Genomic DNA, 17,156 nt, shown 5'->3' with positions numbered 1-17,156 from the left:
CAGGCATTTCCCCTATCTCAATGGAGAGGGGACAGATCGAACAAGATTTTCTCCCTCTCCCTGAGGGAGAGGGTCGGGGTGAGGGCCACTTTAGCCATTACGCACCAAAAACATCTGGGTCTGGTCCCAGACGCTTATTGCTATCCAACTTCGCAATCTCGCTTAACTCGTCTTTATCAAGACGGAAATCAAACACGTTAAAGTTCTCAGCAATACGCGATGGCGTCACCGATTTCGGGATAACCACCAGGCCGCTGTCCAGGTGCCAGCGAATCACAATTTGCGCCGGTGTTTTGCCGTATTTATCGGCCAGATCGCGGATGATTTTCTTATCGAACACCCCTTCGCCACCCTGAGCCAACGGGCTCCACGACTCGGTCTGGATCTTGTGTGTGGCATTCCAGGAATGAAGCTGGCGTTGTTGCAGTAACGGATGGAGTTCTATCTGGTTGATAACCGGTGAGATACCCGTTTCATCAATCAAACGCTGAAGATGGTTGAGTTGGAAATTACATACACCGATGCTTTTGACCAGGCCCTGTTTTTGCAGCTCAATGATCCCTTTCCAGGCTACAACATAATGATCTTTGCTCGGCACGGGCCAGTGCATCAGATACAGATCAACATAATCCAGTTGGAGTTTTTCGAGGCTGTCTTCAAGCGCCTGGCGTGGACGTTGCTGATCGTCGTTCCACAGTTTAGTGGTGATAAACAGTTCTTCACGCGGGATGCCCGCGCTTTTTAGCGCACTGCCTACGCCGTCTTCATTCTTATACGCGGCGGCGGTATCAATGGATCGATAGCCAACCTCCAGCGCTTTTTCGATTGCAATCTGAACCTGTTCGTTGCTGGCTTGCCAGACACCGAGGCCCAATTGCGGCATCACATTCCCATCCTGGAGCTTGATTACAGTTGGAGTTGTCATGTATTCCTCCTTAATGATTAAACCCGAAAATTTCAAATTGCAGGGGCGTTGGCTTTCCTGCAACTTGAATAATTTAGGGTTTAAGTCTGGACCAAATACTCAAAAACGAGAACCAAATGACTAAATTACTTAACGTGCAGCTTCGTAAATACGACGGCTAACATCCAAAGTAATGTCTTTGTGTTCACCCAATTGCGTCATGCCTTTCTCTTCGAGTTTCACCAGTAATGCCGGGATAGAACTGCCATCCAGACCATAGGCGGAGAGGTGAGTTGGTGCACCCATTTGCTCGAAGAAATTACGCGTCGCAGCGATTGCGGCATCAATACGCTCTTCTTCGCCACCGGTGGTGATATTCCACACGCGTTCTGCATATTGCAGCAGTTTGCCGCGTTTCTCGTTACGCTTTTCATTCAGCAAAGATGGCAGAACCACCGCCAGAGTTTGCGCGTGATCCAGACCGTGCATGGCGGTCAGTTCATGGCCCAACATATGCGTTGCCCAATCTTGCGGTACGCCTGCACCGATCAGGCCGTTTAACGCCATGGTCGCCGCCCACATGACGTTGGCACGCACATCGTAGTTTTCCGGTTCTTTCAACGCTATTGGGCCGTCTTCAACCAGTGTTAACAGAATGCCTTCGGCAAAACGATCCTGGACTTTGGCGTTCACCGGATAAGTAATGTATTGCTCAACGGTATGTACAAACGCATCCACAACACCGTTTGCGACCTGACGTGGTGGCAGGGTGTAGGTGTAAACCGGATCAAGAACAGCGAAGACCGGTTGCACGTGCTCAGACATAAACGCCTGTTTGTCACCGGTTGTGCGACGAGAAACAACAGCACCTTTGTTGGATTCAGAACCGGTTGCTGGCAGAGTCAGAACAGAGCCCATTGGGATGGCGCTTTTCACGTCATTACCGTGAGTCAGCAGGATATTCCATGGGTCGATATCGGCTGGGTAGTTAGCTGCTGCCGCGATGAACTTAGTCCCATCCAGCACTGAGCCACCCCCTACCGCTAACAGGAAAGTCACTTTCTGTTGGCGAACCACTTCTACCGCTTTCATCAGCGTTTCGTAAGTTGGGTTCGGTTCGATACCACCAAACTCCAGAACATCCAGACCTTCGAGCGCAGCGTAAACCTGATCCAGCACGCCATTTTTCTTCACGCTACCGCCGCCGTAGGTAATCAGCACGCGAGCATCTGCTGGGATTTGAGCACGCAGTTCGGAAATGGCACCTTTGCCAAACAGGATGCGAGTCGGGGTATGTAGGTTGAAATTGTTCATTATAGGATTCCCGTTTTGTGGGTGATGAATAACATTGCTTATCGAATTTGATGGTAGCCATTGTCGGCCGAGGGTGGCTATCGCTCAATGCTTATTCCTGCCTTTATCTTGCCTATTTCTCCAGAGAGCTGGAGAAATGAAAAGATTCGTTGCACACTGACATCGTCAGAAAAGCTATATAGAGCGCGGTAAAATGAAGCGGAAAGCGATTTGTCAGCAGTTAACTAACAAGATTAATTATCTGATACAAAAAGAAAATAGTGGCCTCAGTTCACTGCCTAATGTCAGTTTGCTGTATGGCACCAAGCCCTATGCGCGTACGCCAGTGATGTATGAGCCGGGGATCATTATTCTCTTTTCCGGGCATAAAACGGGTTATCTGAACGATCGCGTGTTTCGCTACGATGCCAACGAATATCTGTTGTTGACCGTGCCGCTACCTTTTGAATGTGAAACCTTTGCCACGCCTGAAGTCCCGCTGGCTGGACTGCGCATTAATATCGATATTTTGCAGCTTCAGGACTTGCTGATGGATATCGGCGAAGATGATGTATCGCACCCGCAAACCTGCTCGACCGGGATTAACTCCGCCGAGCTATCCGAAGAGATCCTCTGTGCTGCCGAGCGTTTACTGGACGTGCTGGAAAACCCGCTCGACGCGCGTATTTTAGGCAAGCAAATTATCCGCGAGATCCTCTATCACATTCTGATGGGGTCGTGCGGTGCCGCGCTCTTAGCACTGGTCAGCCGGCAGACACATTTCAGCCTGATAAGCCGCGTGCTCAGGCGCATCGAAACACAGTACACAGAAAACCTTTCTGTAGACCAACTCGCTGCGGAAGCGAACATGAGTGTTTCGGCGTTTCACCATAACTTTAAGTCGGTGACCAGCACCTCGCCGCTGCAATATCTCAAGAGCTACCGTTTACACAAAGCGCGCATGCTGATTTTGCACGATGGGATTAAAGCCAGTACTGCGGCGATTCGTGTCGGATATGAAAGTGCGTCGCAGTTTAGCCGCGAGTTTAAGCGATACTTTGGCGTTACGCCGGGGGAAGATGCCGCGCGGATGCGGGTGTAGGTAATTGTATTTGCCATTTTTCCCCTGGGCAGTGCTCACAAATGCCTACCCAGGGTGAGTCTTTAAAAGGCGGTCTTTACTTATGCAGGATTTAATCTTTTCTTGATGAGGACAAACAACGTTCCGATTAAGCCTGCCACCAGAAGCACCATCGGCAACACCATCAGACAAGTCATGACCTGATCTTCGTGGCGTTTTACAAACGGGATCATGCTCAAGGCATAGCCCAGACTGGATACGCTACCCACCCATAACAGCCCGCTTAGCCAGTTAAACACCTGGAAGCGACGATTGCTGAGACCTGAAATACCCGCCATGGTTGGCAGCAGAGTGCGAACAAATGCTAAAAAACGCCCAGCCAGCAATGCAAATAACCCGTGTCGGTCAAACATATGCGTCGCACGTTGGTGATATTGCGGCGGCAACTGTTGCAGCCAGCTTTTAACTGTTTTGGTATTACCGAGCCAGCGACCTTGCGCATAACTTAACCAGCAGCCAAGACTTGCCGCTGTCGTGAGAATGAGTAATGTCGGGACAAAATTCATGACCCCTTTTGCCACAAGCGCTCCCGCGAGTAACAAAAGACTGTCGCCCGGCAAAAATGAGGCGGGCAGTAATCCATTTTCGAGAAACAGCGTCGCAAACATGACGCAATAAACCACTCCAACAACATGAGGGTCCGCGAGTGCAGCAAAGTCATGTTGCCAAAGCGCCTGAACGATATGATGTATAACAGCCATGGCAAATCCTGTGGAACCGCTTTATTCGGCGCGTCTAAATCTATAGTAGTTAGATTAGGTACACCTTAATTTCTCGGCGTACCTTTTTTTGAAAGCATAGTGTAACGCTAAATGGCCTGCGACACCTTGATCACAGGCTCAACTAATCATCATGAATTTAGAAAAACTGTCCTTTAAGGTATCCACTTCTGGAAAATTCAGGCAATACGCTGGAAACCTGCATCAAGATCGGCAATCAAATCGTCAACATTCTCCAGACCGATATGAAGGCGAACTAACGTACCGGAGAAATCAACTCCCCCTGCCGGGCGAATCTCTGCCACTTCTTCCGGCTGGTTGGCGAGGATCAGTGATTCAAACCCTCCCCATGAATAGGCCATACTAAAATAGTTAAAATTGTCCAGGTAGTGCTGATACTGATCATGACTTAAGCGTTTTTTGAGCACGAATGAGAACAAACCGCTGCTGCCTGTAAAGTCTCGTTTCCAGAACTCATGGCCTTTACTGCCGGGCAATGCAGGGTGATTGACGCGTTCAACTTGCGGGTGTTGCGCCAGCCATTCGGCAACTTTCAGGCTGCTTTCATGATGTTGGCGCAGACGAACCCCTAAAGTGCGTAAACCTCGGCTGGTCATATAAGCGGTATCCGCATCCAGCATTTGCCCCATCAGATAAGAATTCTCACGCAATTGATCCCAGCAACGGGCATTCGATACCGCCGTCCCGACCATCGCGTCAGAATGGCCAATCAAATACTTGGTGCCTGCCTGAATCGAAATATCAATGCCGAAATCCAGCGCTTTAAACAAAACTCCCGCAGCCCAGGTGTTATCAATCATGATGATGGCTTCTGGAGCAACGCTGCGCACCGCCTGAACAATGGCGGGTACGTCATGTACTTCCATTGTGAGTGAGCCCGGGGATTCCAGAAATACGACTTTAGTATTGGGTTTAACGAGTTCAGCGATGCCCGCGCCAATCATCGGGTCAAACCAGGTGGTGCTGACGCCGAGTTTTGCGAGGATCCTGGTACAGAAATCCTGGCTCGGCTCATAGGCGGTGCCGGTCATCAGCACATTATCGCCCTGTTCAACAAATGCCAGAATCGCATTGGCCACGGCTGCGGCGCCACAAGGATAAAGTGCGCAACCCGCGCCACCTTCCAGTTCGCACATCGCTTCTTGTAACGAGAAATGGGTGAGGGTGCCACGACGGCCATAAAACAGCTCGCCTTTCGCGCGGTTGGCGGTGGCGTGTTTTTTAGCTTCGACAGTTTCAAAAACCAATGATGAAGCGCGTTGAATGACGCTGTTAACAGAACCCTGAGTGAATTTCTTATCGCGCCCGGCATTCACCAGCGCCGTTTCAATGTGTTTTTTAGTCATCTTCACTTTGCCCTATTTACCCATCTGGATGTCCAAAACTAACTTATCATGCTTTTGCTGCGTAAGCGCAAGGAATCCATGGACAATTTCAGGCACTCTTTAAATACTAATGAGAACTACTATCAATTCGATGTCGTTTTGATATTATTGCGCACAGTTTTTGTATTATTTCGTGGTGGAGAGTAAGAGTGACGAATAATTTGATGCAGACAGACCTCTCTGTCTGGGGCATGTATCAGCATGCTGACATCGTGGTAAAAATTGTGATGATCGGCCTGATTCTGGCCTCTGTCGTCACTTGGGCAATCTTCTTTAGCAAAAGTGTTGAGTTGATGTCGCAAAAACGCCGTCTGAAGCGTGAGCAGCAGCAACTGGCTAATGCCCGCTCTCTGGATGAAGCCAGTGATATGGCTGAAGCGTTTGATGCGAAAAGCCTGAGCACGATGCTGATCAATGAAGCGCAGAATGAGCTTGAGCTTTCCACTGGCAGCGAAGATAACGAAGGCATAAAAGAGCGTACCGGTTTCCGCCTCGAGCGTCGCGTTGCGGCGGTGGGTCGACACATGGGACGCGGTAACGGTTTTCTCGCGACCATCGGTGCCATTTCGCCGTTCGTCGGTCTGTTTGGTACGGTCTGGGGCATCATGAACAGCTTTATTGGTATTGCACAATCGCAAACCACTAACCTTGCTGTTGTTGCACCGGGTATCGCAGAAGCATTGTTGGCAACGGCTATTGGCCTGGTTGCAGCGATTCCTGCGGTGGTTATCTACAACGTGTTTGCCCGTGTGATTGGCGGCTATAAAGCTTCTCTGGGTGACGTTGCGGCGCAAGTTTTACTGCTGCAAAGCCGTGACCTGGATTTAGAAGCCAGTTCTCACGCTCGCCCGGTACGTACGGCTCAGAAACTGCGTGTAGGTTGATCTCATGGCTTTGCGTCTTAACGAAAATCTCGACGATAACGGTGAAATGCATGAAATCAACGTGACACCGTTTATCGATGTCATGTTGGTGCTGCTGATTATCTTTATGGTGGCTGCGCCGCTTGCAACAGTCGATGTGAAGGTTAACCTTCCTGCCTCTTCAAGCCAGCCACAACCGCGTCCTGAAAAGCCGGTCTATCTTTCAGTCAAAGCCGATCGCACCATGTTTATCGGCAACGATGAAGTGACCAAAGAAAGCATGATTAATGCGTTGATGGCGGCGACTGAAGGCAAGAAAGACACGACAATTTTCTTCCGCGCAGACAAATCGGTTGATTACGAAACGATGATGAATGTGATGGATACGCTGCATCAGGCAGGGTATCTGAAGATTGGTCTGGTTGGGCAAGAAGTCACGAAACCTCAGTAACCTCGTCAAATATCACTATTTTTAAGCGGCCTGTTAGTTGAACTAACCAGGCCGCTTTTCATTACAAATTCGGTGTTTTATAGCTGTTTTCCAGCAGGGCACGAGTCCGCGACAGCGTTTGGGCTTCCTCATTTCTCAGTTGCTGATAAACCGCCTCCAGCCGGGCAAGAATCACGTTTTTCATCCGCGGTTGATGAGCCAGAATTTCACTGAGTACAGAGCCGTAAATCTCTTCTTTCATGCGATAAGGAAACATTTGATGGCGGTTGTGCCACTTTTGCTCAACCAGCGCTGAAGTAATGTTAATTTTCCCTTCTGTGAAACGAGCAATATTTTCATTTTTTATGGCTACCAGAGCAGCGATATTATCACGCAATAACGTGTTCTCAGGTGATGCATCATTCGAGGTAGCGGTATCGTGCTGAATGGGTTGCTGTACATCTGACATTGAGCTTACTCGTCGAGGGAATAAAATAGCGGCCAGCTTTTTTCCCGAGTTAACTGATTGACCCAGATTTGCTGTGAATGCTGACTTATCTGCAATTTTTTATCTTCTATTAGCATTTGCAAATCGGCAGGGCTGATTTTTTCTTGTTCTATTAGTTCATTTAACACAGTCACCATTGCTTCAATTTTTACCGCACAAAATAAATGGTCTTTTAAATGGCGATCGTTTTCTTCAAGCAGGGTATTTTTTGCCTGCCCAGCGTAATGATTGGCGCTGAGAATCGTTTTCTCTAGATCTAAAAGATTATCCCGAGGAATTGGAGTTAGGGCGCTATCTTCTGCTGATGGAGTAATTTCAACCTGTAGAACAGGGAGGATTACTGGCACCAGGTTGTTGGGCAGCATTAACGATATCCTTTTAAATCAACAGAATGAAGTTCATAGAAACTACGTGTGGCGTTGACAATATATTGCCTCAAAATTACTATAAAAAAAACAGGAGCCTCCATGCAAAGCGTCTTTTATTCTATTGTATTAATACTGTTGTTGCTGTGCGGCGTATTAGTGTTAATGCGTGAGAAGCCCCGCGCCAGAGTGAATCCAATCCCACCCGTTTCCCCTAAATTAAATTTCTCTGACAATGACGAACGTGAAGATTACTTTGCGACGCTTATTTCGAAAATTACCCCGGACTATTATTGGCGAGTGAGCCATGAATATGTTGATTTCGCCTATGCCACGATAAAGCAGATGCGAATCGATGAGCTGAGTGCGAATCGTGAACTGTTTAATGCCCAGCGGCGTTGCTCAGACTTAAACTCCGCCATTTATCGTTACTACGATAACCTGCGCAAACGCTGCGCTGAAGGTGAAAAAGTACCGTTTGCTGATATTGAAGTACTGAATTTACGCCAGTGCTTCGATGAGTTCAGTCATCATGCTTACCCAGAGTTGGTGGCTTTGGTGTGGCCGCATTATCAACGTCCCGAAGTCGATCTGGCCAACGTGTAAGCATTTTCACAAGCAGCTTGATTCTCTATCAAGCTGTTTTTAAGGTTAAAAAATCAGGGTCTATTATTGGACTGAATGAACATTGGATAATTTTCACTCAGTGGTTATTATTTGCTCACCCAAAAGGAGTTGTTCGTCCCATTGCCATCAATAAGGCAATGGTTTGTTTGCCCGAATTTGAAAGATATGACTTATGCCTCGCATTAAACATCTCGTAGCTCTGGTCTTTTTTGTTGCACCTTTAATTGTTAGCTCCAATTCTTTTGCTTTTAATATGCCAAAGGAGTTTGCATCATTAGGAATAAAATCTATTTCTCACAAAAATAGTTTTGCTGAAAAAGATAATTTTATAAAAATGACAAATGGTAGTGATGCTGAAAATATACGCTCGGCAATACTGTCGCAATATTCAAACTGGAAAGGAACACGTTATCACCTTGGCGGAACGACGCACAATGGTGTGGATTGTTCAGCGTTGATGCAGAAAATATTCAGTGCTTCATTTGGCCAGTCGCTGCCAAGAACGACCACACAGCAAATCCATAATGGCCAGCAGGTCAGTAAGGAAACGCTCAAGCCTGGTGATTTAGTCTTTTTTAAAACGTCCCCAGGACAGCGACACGTTGGGGTTTACGTGGGGGATAATAAGTTTATTCACGCGTCGAGCAGTGAAGGCGTGACGATGTCCTCGCTCGCCAATCATTATTGGGTTGAGCATTACGAAACGGCACGCCGTCTTAAAGTAATGGGGTGATATTTAACCCTAATCTTTTGCCACGTCTTCGCCGCTTTTACCTTTTCCCCACGCAATGCGGCGATGGAGCATTTTTTTCACTGCTCGCCCTGTAGTATTTAACCAACCGGTTGGGCGTGGGTCGGCGAGCATGCTCAGGGCGCGGGCATAATCCAGTACCAGACCCGGCGTCCAGGCCATTGTTTCGGCACGTTTGCGAAGTTGCAACGCGACCCAAAGCTCCGGTGTCGACATCAGTTTTCCCATCGCGACCCAGAATCCACGTTTATGCCACAGCCTGCCGACCGCACCCTCAAGCGCCGCTTCTAATGCACGCGCCACGCTGCTCGAGCAGTTTCTGTGGGTCAGGTTGTAGGATTCATTCTGCCGATACGTTTCCCAAAAATCTTTAAGTCGTGCTTCGCTGTAATTACGAATGCGGACCTTCCTTGTCGATGGGCACCACTTTGCGGCCTCGGTCGCATAATCCGGTTGGAAAATTCCAGGGACATTGTTTTCTGGCGTAGCCCGTAACAGGCGAGCGAACTCATCGGGGGACTGATCAATGAGTTCAGCAGGATAGAGACTAATGTAAATGCCGCCTGGGGACTCAAGTGCCGCGTGGCCAGTCGAGATAACGCCATTGCGGTCTACCGCTGCGATATAGCGGTTAATGACGGGACGGGGAAGCGTCTCACCGGGTGCCGAGCCTACGGGAGTCCAGACATGCACGGTCAGCGCTTTTTCGTCGTCGTCCGGTGGGCCGTCCCACTCCACAATGTCAGGTGGAAGATGATCGGCTTCTTCCATAAATACAGCGCCTTTGAGACCTGGATTTTCTGCGGCATTTTTAACGCGATTGGCGAGAATAAACAGGTTCCAGCCGGCAAATGCTAAACCTAAACCCAGGCAATAAGGAACCGTCCCTTCATAGTATGTAGGCCATGGCTGGAAGAAAAATATCGCCAGTAAAATTTCGACAATACCCCCCCATAAAGCAGGTCGCCATCGGCGATAACGTACGACCACGGCTGAAGCGATTTGCAGAGCGCCATCGAATAAAAACAACAAGCCGAAGATCATTGATAACACGAAGTTACCGTGGTGATGACCCGCCAGAATCAATAGCGCCGCAACGGTAAATGCCGCGCCTTTCACGTAGCGCAACAGGCGTTGCCCACCCATGCCGCTGTGGGCCACCATCAATGTTGCCGCGCCTTCTAAAAGCAACAGACAGGCGAAGGGTTCGAGAGGGAAAAACAGCGAGCTATCTAAAGCATCCAGAATAACGACCACTCCGGCAATGAGTGTAATCCATCCGAAACGGCGTAGCCCACGCCAGTGGGAACGCAGAAAATCAACGCCAAGCAGGATCATCGTAAGCCGCATCATGGGGGGATTTCCGTTAATCACTCCACCCAATATATAGCCCACCAGGCGGAAGTACGACATGTCCAGAAATGACAGAACTTCGCGGCAGGAACAAAAATTAATGATTCATATTTATTCTATAAATTGAAAAATATGAATGACAAATTTAGTTACCACGCTCACGATTTTATCTAAAACTGGGTGGTGTAAATGGATATTGCTCGCTCCGTTGCTAGTATCGTTTTGCGAGTCTTTCACCCGTAAGAGGATACAATGAAAAATAAAAATGGTCTTATTGTGAGTTGCTTTGTGGCAGGAGCGGCTGCGTTATGGAGTGCACAAGGGATGGCAGCGGAACAAAGCAAGGAGGTAAAAATCATTCGTGATGAATATGGTGTTCCCCATATTTATGCCAACGACACCCGAAACCTTTTTTATGGCTATGGCTACGTCGTGGCACAGGACAGGCTTTTTCAAATGGAAATGGCGCGCCGCAGCACGCAGGGAACCGTCGCGGAAGTGCTGGGCAAAAAGTATCTCGAATTTGATAAGGACATCCGACTTAACTACTGGCCTGCCAGTATTCATGCTCAGATTGAAGCGTTACCTGCGGAAGAAAAAGCGATTCTTCAGGGCTATGCCGATGGCATGAACGCCTGGATCGATAAGATCAATGCCGAGCCTGACAAACTACTGCCAAAAGAGTTTTCGACGCTTGGCTTTAAACCTCAGCACTGGCAGCCTTTTGATGTGGCGATGATTTTTGTTGGCACGATGGCTAACCGCTTCTCTGACAGCACCAGTGAAATTGATAACCTTGCGCTGTATAACGCGCTCAAAGATAAATATGGTGAAAAGCAGGGGATGGGGGTGTTTAACCAAATCAAATGGTTAGTTAACCCGTCAGCGGCAACAACCATCGAACCCGCAGAGCATCGCTATCCGTATAAGCTTACCAATCAGGCCACGCAACTTGCCTATAATTTACCGCGTTACGACCAAACCCCACCGATGCTTGAAAGGCTGGCGAAGGGCAATGATGGTGCCTTGCTTGCGCTGAGTCGTGAGCAAAATAAGCAGGTTATCGAAGAACAATTTGCCCGAAGTGGCGCGAATGGCCTCGCGGGTTTTCCAACCACCAGTAACATGTGGGTGATTGGCAAAGCAAAAGCTGCGGATGCAAAGTCCATAATGGTTAACGGACCGCAGTTTGGCTGGTACGCACCTGCATACACCTATGGTATCGGTCTGCACGGAGCGGGATATGATGTTGTCGGCAACACGCCATTTGCCTATCCCGGCCTGGTGTTTGGGCATAACGGTACAATCTCCTGGGGGGCAACCGCAGGGTTTGGAGATGATGTGGATATCTTCGCGGAGAAAGTCGATCCCAAGCGGCCTGACTATTATCAGCATCAAGGGCAGTGGGTGAAAATGCTCAGCCGCACCGACACGATCAATGTGAAAGATGGTGAACCGGTTTCTATTACCCTCTATCGGACCGTTCACGGCAACGTGATCCAAAACGATCTGAAAACGTCCACCGCATATGCAAAATCCCGCGCCTGGGAAGGCAAAGAAGTCGCGTCATTGCTGGCCTGGACGCATCAGATGCAGGCAAAAACCTGGTCGCAGTGGACTCATCAAGCAGCAAATCAGGCTCTGACCATCAACTGGTATTACGCCGATAAACAGGGAAATATCGGTTATGTACACACTGGTGCATATCCGCAGCGCAAGCCTGGGCACGATCCTCGTCTGCCGGTTCCTGGAACGGGTGAATGGGACTGGGATGGCATCTTACCTTTCTCCAGCAATCCACAAATCTACAATCCGAAATCGGGATACATCGCAAACTGGAATAATGCGCCAGAAGAGGGTTATCCGGCCTCGGATCTTTTTGCTTTTCTGTGGGGGGGGCAGATCGAGTGGATGAGATCAAAAAGCTTATCGATGAACAGCCGAAACTCACACATGAACAGGCATGGGACATTATTGCGAAGACCAGCCGCCAGGATCTGAATTTACGCCTGTTCCTGCCGACCATTAAACAGGCGGTTCAGGGATTGCCGGGCAATGATCCGCGCCGTCAGCTTGCCGACTTGCTTGCAAGCTGGAATGGCAATAATCAAATGAATGCAGATGACAAAACCTGGCAGCATCCGGGCTCTGCGATATTAAACGCCTGGCTGACCAGCATGCTGAAACAAACGGTTGTCGCAGCCGTTCCTGAGCCGTTTAACAAGTGGTACAGCGCAAGCGGTTATGAAACGACGCAAGACGGCCCGACGGGTTCACTGAATATCAGCGTGGGAGCCAAAATTCTGTATGAGGCATTACAAGGCACGCGTTCGCCAGTTCCGCAGGCGGTCGATCTCTTTGGCGGAAAATCACCGGATGAAGTTGTCAGAAACGCTCTGGAAGAATCCTGGCAGCAACTCTCACAACGTTACGGAACCCAACCGGGAAGCTGGAACACTCCGGCGATGCCGCTGACCTTTAGAGCGAATAACTTCTTTGGTGTCCCTCAGGCAAACGCCGATGAAGCTGTGCACCAGGCGGAGTATCAAAACCGTGGTACCGAAAACGACATGATTGTATTTGGTGCGCAGGGTGAGGAAGTGCAAGCGTGGGATGTTGTTGCGCCAGGGCAAAGTGGGTTCGTCGCCCCTGACGGAACACCTGCGAAGCATTATCGCGATCAAGTTGAGATGTATAAAACGTTTGGTCGTAAACCACTATGGCTAACTCATGACGAGGTCACTGCGCATAAAGAGTCTGAAGAGGTTATTCAGGTGGCGCAGTAGTTAATGATTGAAACAGTCAAAATGACATTACGTTGTCGTTTTGACTGTTTTTTGTATTGTCATAATGACTTATAAGATTAACTGAATTCTTATAAGTGATTAAATAATAATATAATAAATAACTGGCATGTATGTTGCTCTGTCTTACCCAGACACTTTTTAAATCTGGAGAACACCATGGCACATCGCATCCCGGCAGATTACAAACACACTCGTTCCACACCTTTCTGGAACAAAGACTCCGTTCCAAAAGCCCTGCTCACTCACCACAACACCAAAAAAGATGTCTATGGGCGCCTGTCAGTAATGCGCGGCGCGGTCAAATACATCGGTTTTAAAAATGAAAATGACACGGTTGCTGAAATCGAAGTGATTATCGAAGAAGGGCGCTTTGGTGTCAGTCCGCCGCAATACTGGCATCGCATTGAATTGCTGACAGAAGATACCTATTTCAATATCGATTTCTTCGCCGCACCGGATGCAGAACTTGAAGGGAAGGGGTTTGGGCAGGTTGTGAATACGGGGAAGAATTAATATTTTCAACGCCAGAAAGCAAAAAACCAGCCTGTAGGCTGGTTTCTTTAAATAGTGGTGCCCGGACTCGGGGTAATTCAGTTACGTATTAAATTGAAATTCATCATAAATCTATTTTTCATAAACTGTTAAGACCCGCGACTAGACCCCTTTTTTTGTTTTTAAATCAAAATAGTGGGGAAGCATGGGGAGATATGTTTGGTTTGATTCCTCGGTACGATTCCCTCTTGTTCATTAATGGTGTAATGACATCTACGTTACGCATGATGTATAATTATTATCCAGATGTACTTGAGAGGACAACATCATGCCAATGACAAATAGCATGTCCATTAAACGCGAAACATTGAACCTTCGCATTAAACCAGCGGAACGCGATCTTATCGATCGTGCGGCGAAAGCCAGAGGAAAAAATCGCACTGATTTTGTTCTGGAAGCCGCACGCGCTGCTGCTGAGGAAGCCTTGATTGAACAGCGCATTATCATGGCCGATCCTGACGCTTATCAGGTGTTCCTGGCTCGTCTGGATGAAGCGCCCGCGCCAAATGCCGCGCTGCGTAAAACGATGCAAACTCCCGCGCCATGGGAGCAGAAAAAATGATCTCCGCTCCTGAACCGCTTCATGCCAAACACGATGTTAATGCATTTTGCTGTGGCGTGGAGTCTATGGATAACTGGCTCAGGCAGCGGGCGATGAAAAATCAGATAACCGGTGCGTCCCGTACCTTTGTGTGCAGTGACGATAATGCCAGAGTCATGGCGTATTACTCATTAGCATCCAGCGCGGTGATGAGCAACTCTGCCCCCGGTCGTTTTCGCCGTAACATGCCCGACCCGATCCCTGTCGTGGTGTTAGGACGACTGGCGGTAGATAAATCACTACACGGTCAGGGCGTTGGCCGCGCATTGGTGCGTGATGCTGGATTGCGGGTAATTCAGGTTGCGGAAACCATCGGAATTCGTGGCATGTTGGTTCACGCATTATCTGATGAAGCTCGGGAGTTTTATCTACGAGTGGGATTTGAACCATCGCCAATGGATCCGATGATGTTGATGGTGACGCTCGGGGATTTGGCGGGGAGTGTATGATGGATTAAACCGGCACGTTGGCCGGTTTAATAATAATTATTTTATAAAAGAAATTGATTTATCAATGTATTGTTTTCTGAGATCGGAAGGCAGTGTAGACATTAATTTGTTAATAAAATCTAGCGTATAGTTATTAGATAACTTAAATGAAAGTTCATTAATAAGATGAGACAGGTTTTCGCTTCTATCCCATTGTATTTTAAACTTGCCATTATTAACCTTTTGTTCTACGCGTTGTAATATCTTTTTCGAATTATAAGTATACAACATAGTATGATTAGTCCTTTGTCCATCTTCATCCTCAAAGAAGGAGACATAGACTTTCAGACCTTCTACGATTTTTTTAATGATAATCTCATCATAATTTGGAGCGAACGCAGCTTCTGCAAGTTCATGAGGTTGAACACCTTTCGACAGGTGTAAAGATACGATTTTATCGATGAGCTCGTTCACACTTTTAATACTTAGCATGACAGCATGCTCCTTAACTCTTTGAATATATTAGGGAGAAAGTTGACAGACATTGTTAATGCGTCATTATCCCTTTCATTTACGGGGCCAAATCGGCTGTGTAATTTAGCGTTTATATAGATAACAAGTGTACCATCGTTGGTTGTATCTGTCCTTAGGGTTTTGATATGTCTTGACAGGATTTTTGCCAGCTCAGTTCCTTTAGGATCTAATTTTAAGTCGCTTAAAATATTGGTAGCTTCGTCACGTGAACGCTTTGTTAACGTTTCACGCATCCTTTTTCGATATAATTCCGGCCTTTTAGATATGAGATTAGGATCAATGTCGTCATTTGAAACTTTACGTGTTTCCTTTGCGATCATTTGTGCTTTAATTAGCGCAAGATCATCCTCATCAAATTCCTCATCAGTAATCTTGCCTCTTAATACATCAATTTTTTGATTTGCACGAGCTTCGATTTCAGCTCTTTTTTGTTCAAAAAGCGCATTGAAATCAAGATCTTTTAGATAAGAGTCTTGGTCACTTATAAAACTATTATCAATGTATACACCTGCCAACGATCTATCTTTATCTTCGTATTCGTAATCAGAAAAATTATAGTCTTTTATTCGTTGCTGAGTTCCGCGGTCGACTTCTTTTTGAAAAGATGACCACATTGTATCAAGGCCAATATCTTGGTGATAAATTATAAGAGCATTATTATCTACTTCAAAGGCTTCAATTTCTTCTTCAGGGATAGCCCGTAAAACTCGACCAACTATTTGCGCAAACGCATTTATACTTCGGTATGGTCTAAATAGCGCTAGAATTGTTAAGTATCTATGATCATAACCTTCCATAAGCATATTTACGGATATTACAACTTGGCATAAATGGTTATCAATATCCTTAAAAGCTTTTTCTATATCTTGATATTCCATATTGCTATGAACAATTATGCATTTAAGCCCTTTTTCCTCATACCATACTTTTATATCCTCGGCATGAGATATGCTGCAACCGACAGCCAATATTTTATGAGGGATCTTTTTAGATGTATTACTTAATTCTATTAATTTACTAATGCTATGATTTATTACTTCAATTGAACAATCTTTTGATAACGCAACACTTTTCTCTATCCATTCTTTGTCCTTTAGTGCGAGGACTTGCTCACGTGAGAATTTTTCACCGGGAGCATGGGGCATTGTGAAATATAGTTGACTAGCGTTTACAGTTTCTTTTCTAAGCCATTTTACATATCTGTCACGCATAACTTCAGAAAGTGGGGTTTCATGGATTAACTCGCCGGGTAATTCTTGGTTATCACCACGGAATGGAGTTCCGGTTACGTGTAGCTTTTTGGCCTTTGAAAAATATGTTAGTAACTCTTTCCAGCTTTGTGCTGGCGCATGATGGGCTTCATCTATTATAACCATGTCGAAGAAATCTGAAGGGACACGGTTTGTTAAACTTGTTTTTCTTGATGAGGTTAGCTTATGAATATTAGAAATGACAATATTGCTACTATGTAAGTTTTCATCTGTTATATCATTTTCATATTCACAAAGTGATGGAAGATCACTAGGGTTAAATATTACATCAAAATTAACCCAAAAATTATCGCTTAACATTTCTTGAGTTTTTATGATGCTTTGTTTAGTGACTAAACCAGGTGTAACTATCAGAACACGGCCTTTGCAAATACCAAATGGAGCAATCGAGACTAGACCGCTTTTACCCGTTCCTGTTGGTAGAACAACTAGAGCCTCGCCGTTATCATTTGAAGAAAAATAATCTAATATCTTGATATACGCTTCAATTTGAGGGGAGCGAAGTTTATTATTGCCTACAATATTCACTGGGGTGTTTAAAAAATATTCCATATTTTTACGACTCCGCATTTGCATTGGATTTATTTATATAATTCAAGCAGT

Annotated in this window: 17 protein-coding genes and 1 pseudogene; 9 read left to right on the top strand and 9 right to left on the bottom strand. The window is 46.7% G+C overall.

Translation table 11 applies throughout. The features are described 5' to 3' along the window. Positions 1-97: 97 nt before the first annotated feature. Complete coding sequence (gene dkgA / locus RHD99_RS20320) at positions 98-925, bottom strand: 2,5-didehydrogluconate reductase DkgA (protein WP_309876210.1); 828 nt, start codon at positions 923-925, stop codon at positions 98-100. A gap of 129 nt (positions 926-1,054) precedes the next feature. After that, positions 1,055-2,218, bottom strand: a complete 1,164-nt coding sequence (yqhD, locus tag RHD99_RS20315; RefSeq protein WP_309876208.1) for an alcohol dehydrogenase — start codon at positions 2,216-2,218, stop codon at positions 1,055-1,057. A 193-nt stretch (positions 2,219-2,411) separates the two neighbouring features. Here yqhD and RHD99_RS20310 point away from each other — a divergent pair, with 193 nt between their 5' ends. After that, positions 2,412-3,299 carry an AraC family transcriptional regulator gene (locus RHD99_RS20310; protein ID WP_183272732.1) on the top strand — a complete coding sequence of 296 codons (888 nt, stop codon included), beginning with the start codon at positions 2,412-2,414 and terminating at the stop codon, positions 3,297-3,299. An 80-nt stretch (positions 3,300-3,379) separates the two neighbouring features. Here the strand turns inward: RHD99_RS20310 and RHD99_RS20305 are convergent, their stop codons facing one another. Both RHD99_RS20305 and metC read right to left on the bottom strand, forming a co-directional pair. Next, complete coding sequence (locus tag RHD99_RS20305; protein WP_183272733.1) at positions 3,380-4,039, bottom strand: DedA family protein; 660 nt, start codon at positions 4,037-4,039, stop codon at positions 3,380-3,382. A 197-nt stretch (positions 4,040-4,236) separates the two neighbouring features. Beyond that, on the bottom strand, positions 4,237-5,424 hold the full coding sequence (metC, locus tag RHD99_RS20300; RefSeq protein WP_309876205.1) for a cystathionine beta-lyase: 1,188 nt from the start codon (positions 5,422-5,424) through the stop codon (positions 4,237-4,239). Positions 5,425-5,612: 188 nt separating this feature from the next. Here metC and exbB point away from each other — a divergent pair, with 188 nt between their 5' ends. Both exbB and exbD read left to right on the top strand, forming a co-directional pair. Continuing rightward, positions 5,613-6,347 (top strand): tol-pal system-associated acyl-CoA thioesterase, encoded by a 735-nt coding sequence (gene exbB / locus RHD99_RS20295; protein ID WP_183272734.1) that lies wholly within the window; start codon positions 5,613-5,615, stop codon positions 6,345-6,347. A 4-nt stretch (positions 6,348-6,351) separates the two neighbouring features. After that, positions 6,352-6,777 (top strand): TonB system transport protein ExbD, encoded by a 426-nt coding sequence (gene exbD, locus RHD99_RS20290; RefSeq protein ID WP_183272735.1) that lies wholly within the window; start codon positions 6,352-6,354, stop codon positions 6,775-6,777. 61 nt (positions 6,778-6,838) lie between these two features. Here exbD and RHD99_RS20285 read toward each other — a convergent pair whose 3' ends face one another. Next, positions 6,839-7,225 (bottom strand): cytoplasmic protein, encoded by a 387-nt coding sequence (locus RHD99_RS20285; protein WP_309876202.1) that lies wholly within the window; start codon positions 7,223-7,225, stop codon positions 6,839-6,841. A 5-nt stretch (positions 7,226-7,230) separates the two neighbouring features. Then, a complete protein-coding gene (locus tag RHD99_RS20280; protein WP_309876200.1) occupies positions 7,231-7,629 on the bottom strand; it encodes a hypothetical protein in 399 nt (132 codons plus the stop codon). 102 nt (positions 7,630-7,731) lie between these two features. Here RHD99_RS20280 and RHD99_RS20275 point away from each other — a divergent pair, with 102 nt between their 5' ends. Both RHD99_RS20275 and RHD99_RS20270 read left to right on the top strand, forming a co-directional pair. Further along, a complete protein-coding gene (locus RHD99_RS20275) occupies positions 7,732-8,235 on the top strand; it encodes an ESA_00282 family adhesion-associated protein (protein ID WP_183272738.1) in 504 nt (167 codons plus the stop codon). A gap of 193 nt (positions 8,236-8,428) precedes the next feature. After that, complete coding sequence (locus RHD99_RS20270; protein WP_309876196.1) at positions 8,429-8,989, top strand: NlpC/P60 family protein; 561 nt, start codon at positions 8,429-8,431, stop codon at positions 8,987-8,989. Positions 8,990-8,998: 9 nt separating this feature from the next. Here RHD99_RS20270 and RHD99_RS20265 read toward each other — a convergent pair whose 3' ends face one another. Then, positions 8,999-10,360: an HdeD family acid-resistance protein gene (locus tag RHD99_RS20265; RefSeq protein WP_309876194.1), complete on the bottom strand. Its 1,362-nt coding sequence runs from the start codon at positions 10,358-10,360 to the stop codon at positions 8,999-9,001. Between the two features lie 252 nt (positions 10,361-10,612). Here RHD99_RS20265 and RHD99_RS20260 point away from each other — a divergent pair. From RHD99_RS20260 to RHD99_RS20245, 4 genes and pseudogenes are all read left to right on the top strand, one after another. Then, positions 10,613-13,146, top strand: a pseudogene (locus RHD99_RS20260) (penicillin acylase family protein). A 177-nt stretch (positions 13,147-13,323) separates the two neighbouring features. Further along, positions 13,324-13,680 (top strand): TehB family protein, encoded by a 357-nt coding sequence (locus RHD99_RS20255; protein WP_309876193.1) that lies wholly within the window; start codon positions 13,324-13,326, stop codon positions 13,678-13,680. Between the two features lie 307 nt (positions 13,681-13,987). After that, positions 13,988-14,281: a type II toxin-antitoxin system TacA family antitoxin gene (locus tag RHD99_RS20250; RefSeq protein WP_309876192.1), complete on the top strand. Its 294-nt coding sequence runs from the start codon at positions 13,988-13,990 to the stop codon at positions 14,279-14,281. Continuing rightward, positions 14,278-14,769: a GNAT family N-acetyltransferase gene (locus tag RHD99_RS20245; RefSeq protein ID WP_309876190.1), complete on the top strand. Its 492-nt coding sequence runs from the start codon at positions 14,278-14,280 to the stop codon at positions 14,767-14,769. The genes RHD99_RS20250 and RHD99_RS20245 overlap by 4 nt, the downstream gene beginning before the upstream one ends. Positions 14,770-14,805: 36 nt before the next feature. Here the strand turns inward: RHD99_RS20245 and RHD99_RS20240 are convergent, their stop codons facing one another. Together RHD99_RS20240 and RHD99_RS20235 are read right to left on the bottom strand one after the other, a co-directional pair. Continuing rightward, positions 14,806-15,240: a hypothetical protein gene (locus RHD99_RS20240; protein ID WP_309876189.1), complete on the bottom strand. Its 435-nt coding sequence runs from the start codon at positions 15,238-15,240 to the stop codon at positions 14,806-14,808. Further along, entirely contained in the window at positions 15,234-17,105 is a 1,872-nt protein-coding gene (locus RHD99_RS20235) for a DEAD/DEAH box helicase (protein WP_309876187.1), read from the bottom strand. The genes RHD99_RS20240 and RHD99_RS20235 overlap by 7 nt, the downstream gene beginning before the upstream one ends. Positions 17,106-17,156: the final 51 nt, after the last annotated feature.

Source organism: Buttiauxella selenatireducens (assembly GCF_031432975.1).
GTDB classification, from domain to species: domain Bacteria; phylum Pseudomonadota; class Gammaproteobacteria; order Enterobacterales; family Enterobacteriaceae; genus Buttiauxella; species Buttiauxella selenatireducens.
Note: the sequence above shows the minus strand (reverse complement) of the source record. Positions and strands in the feature narration are given on the sequence as shown.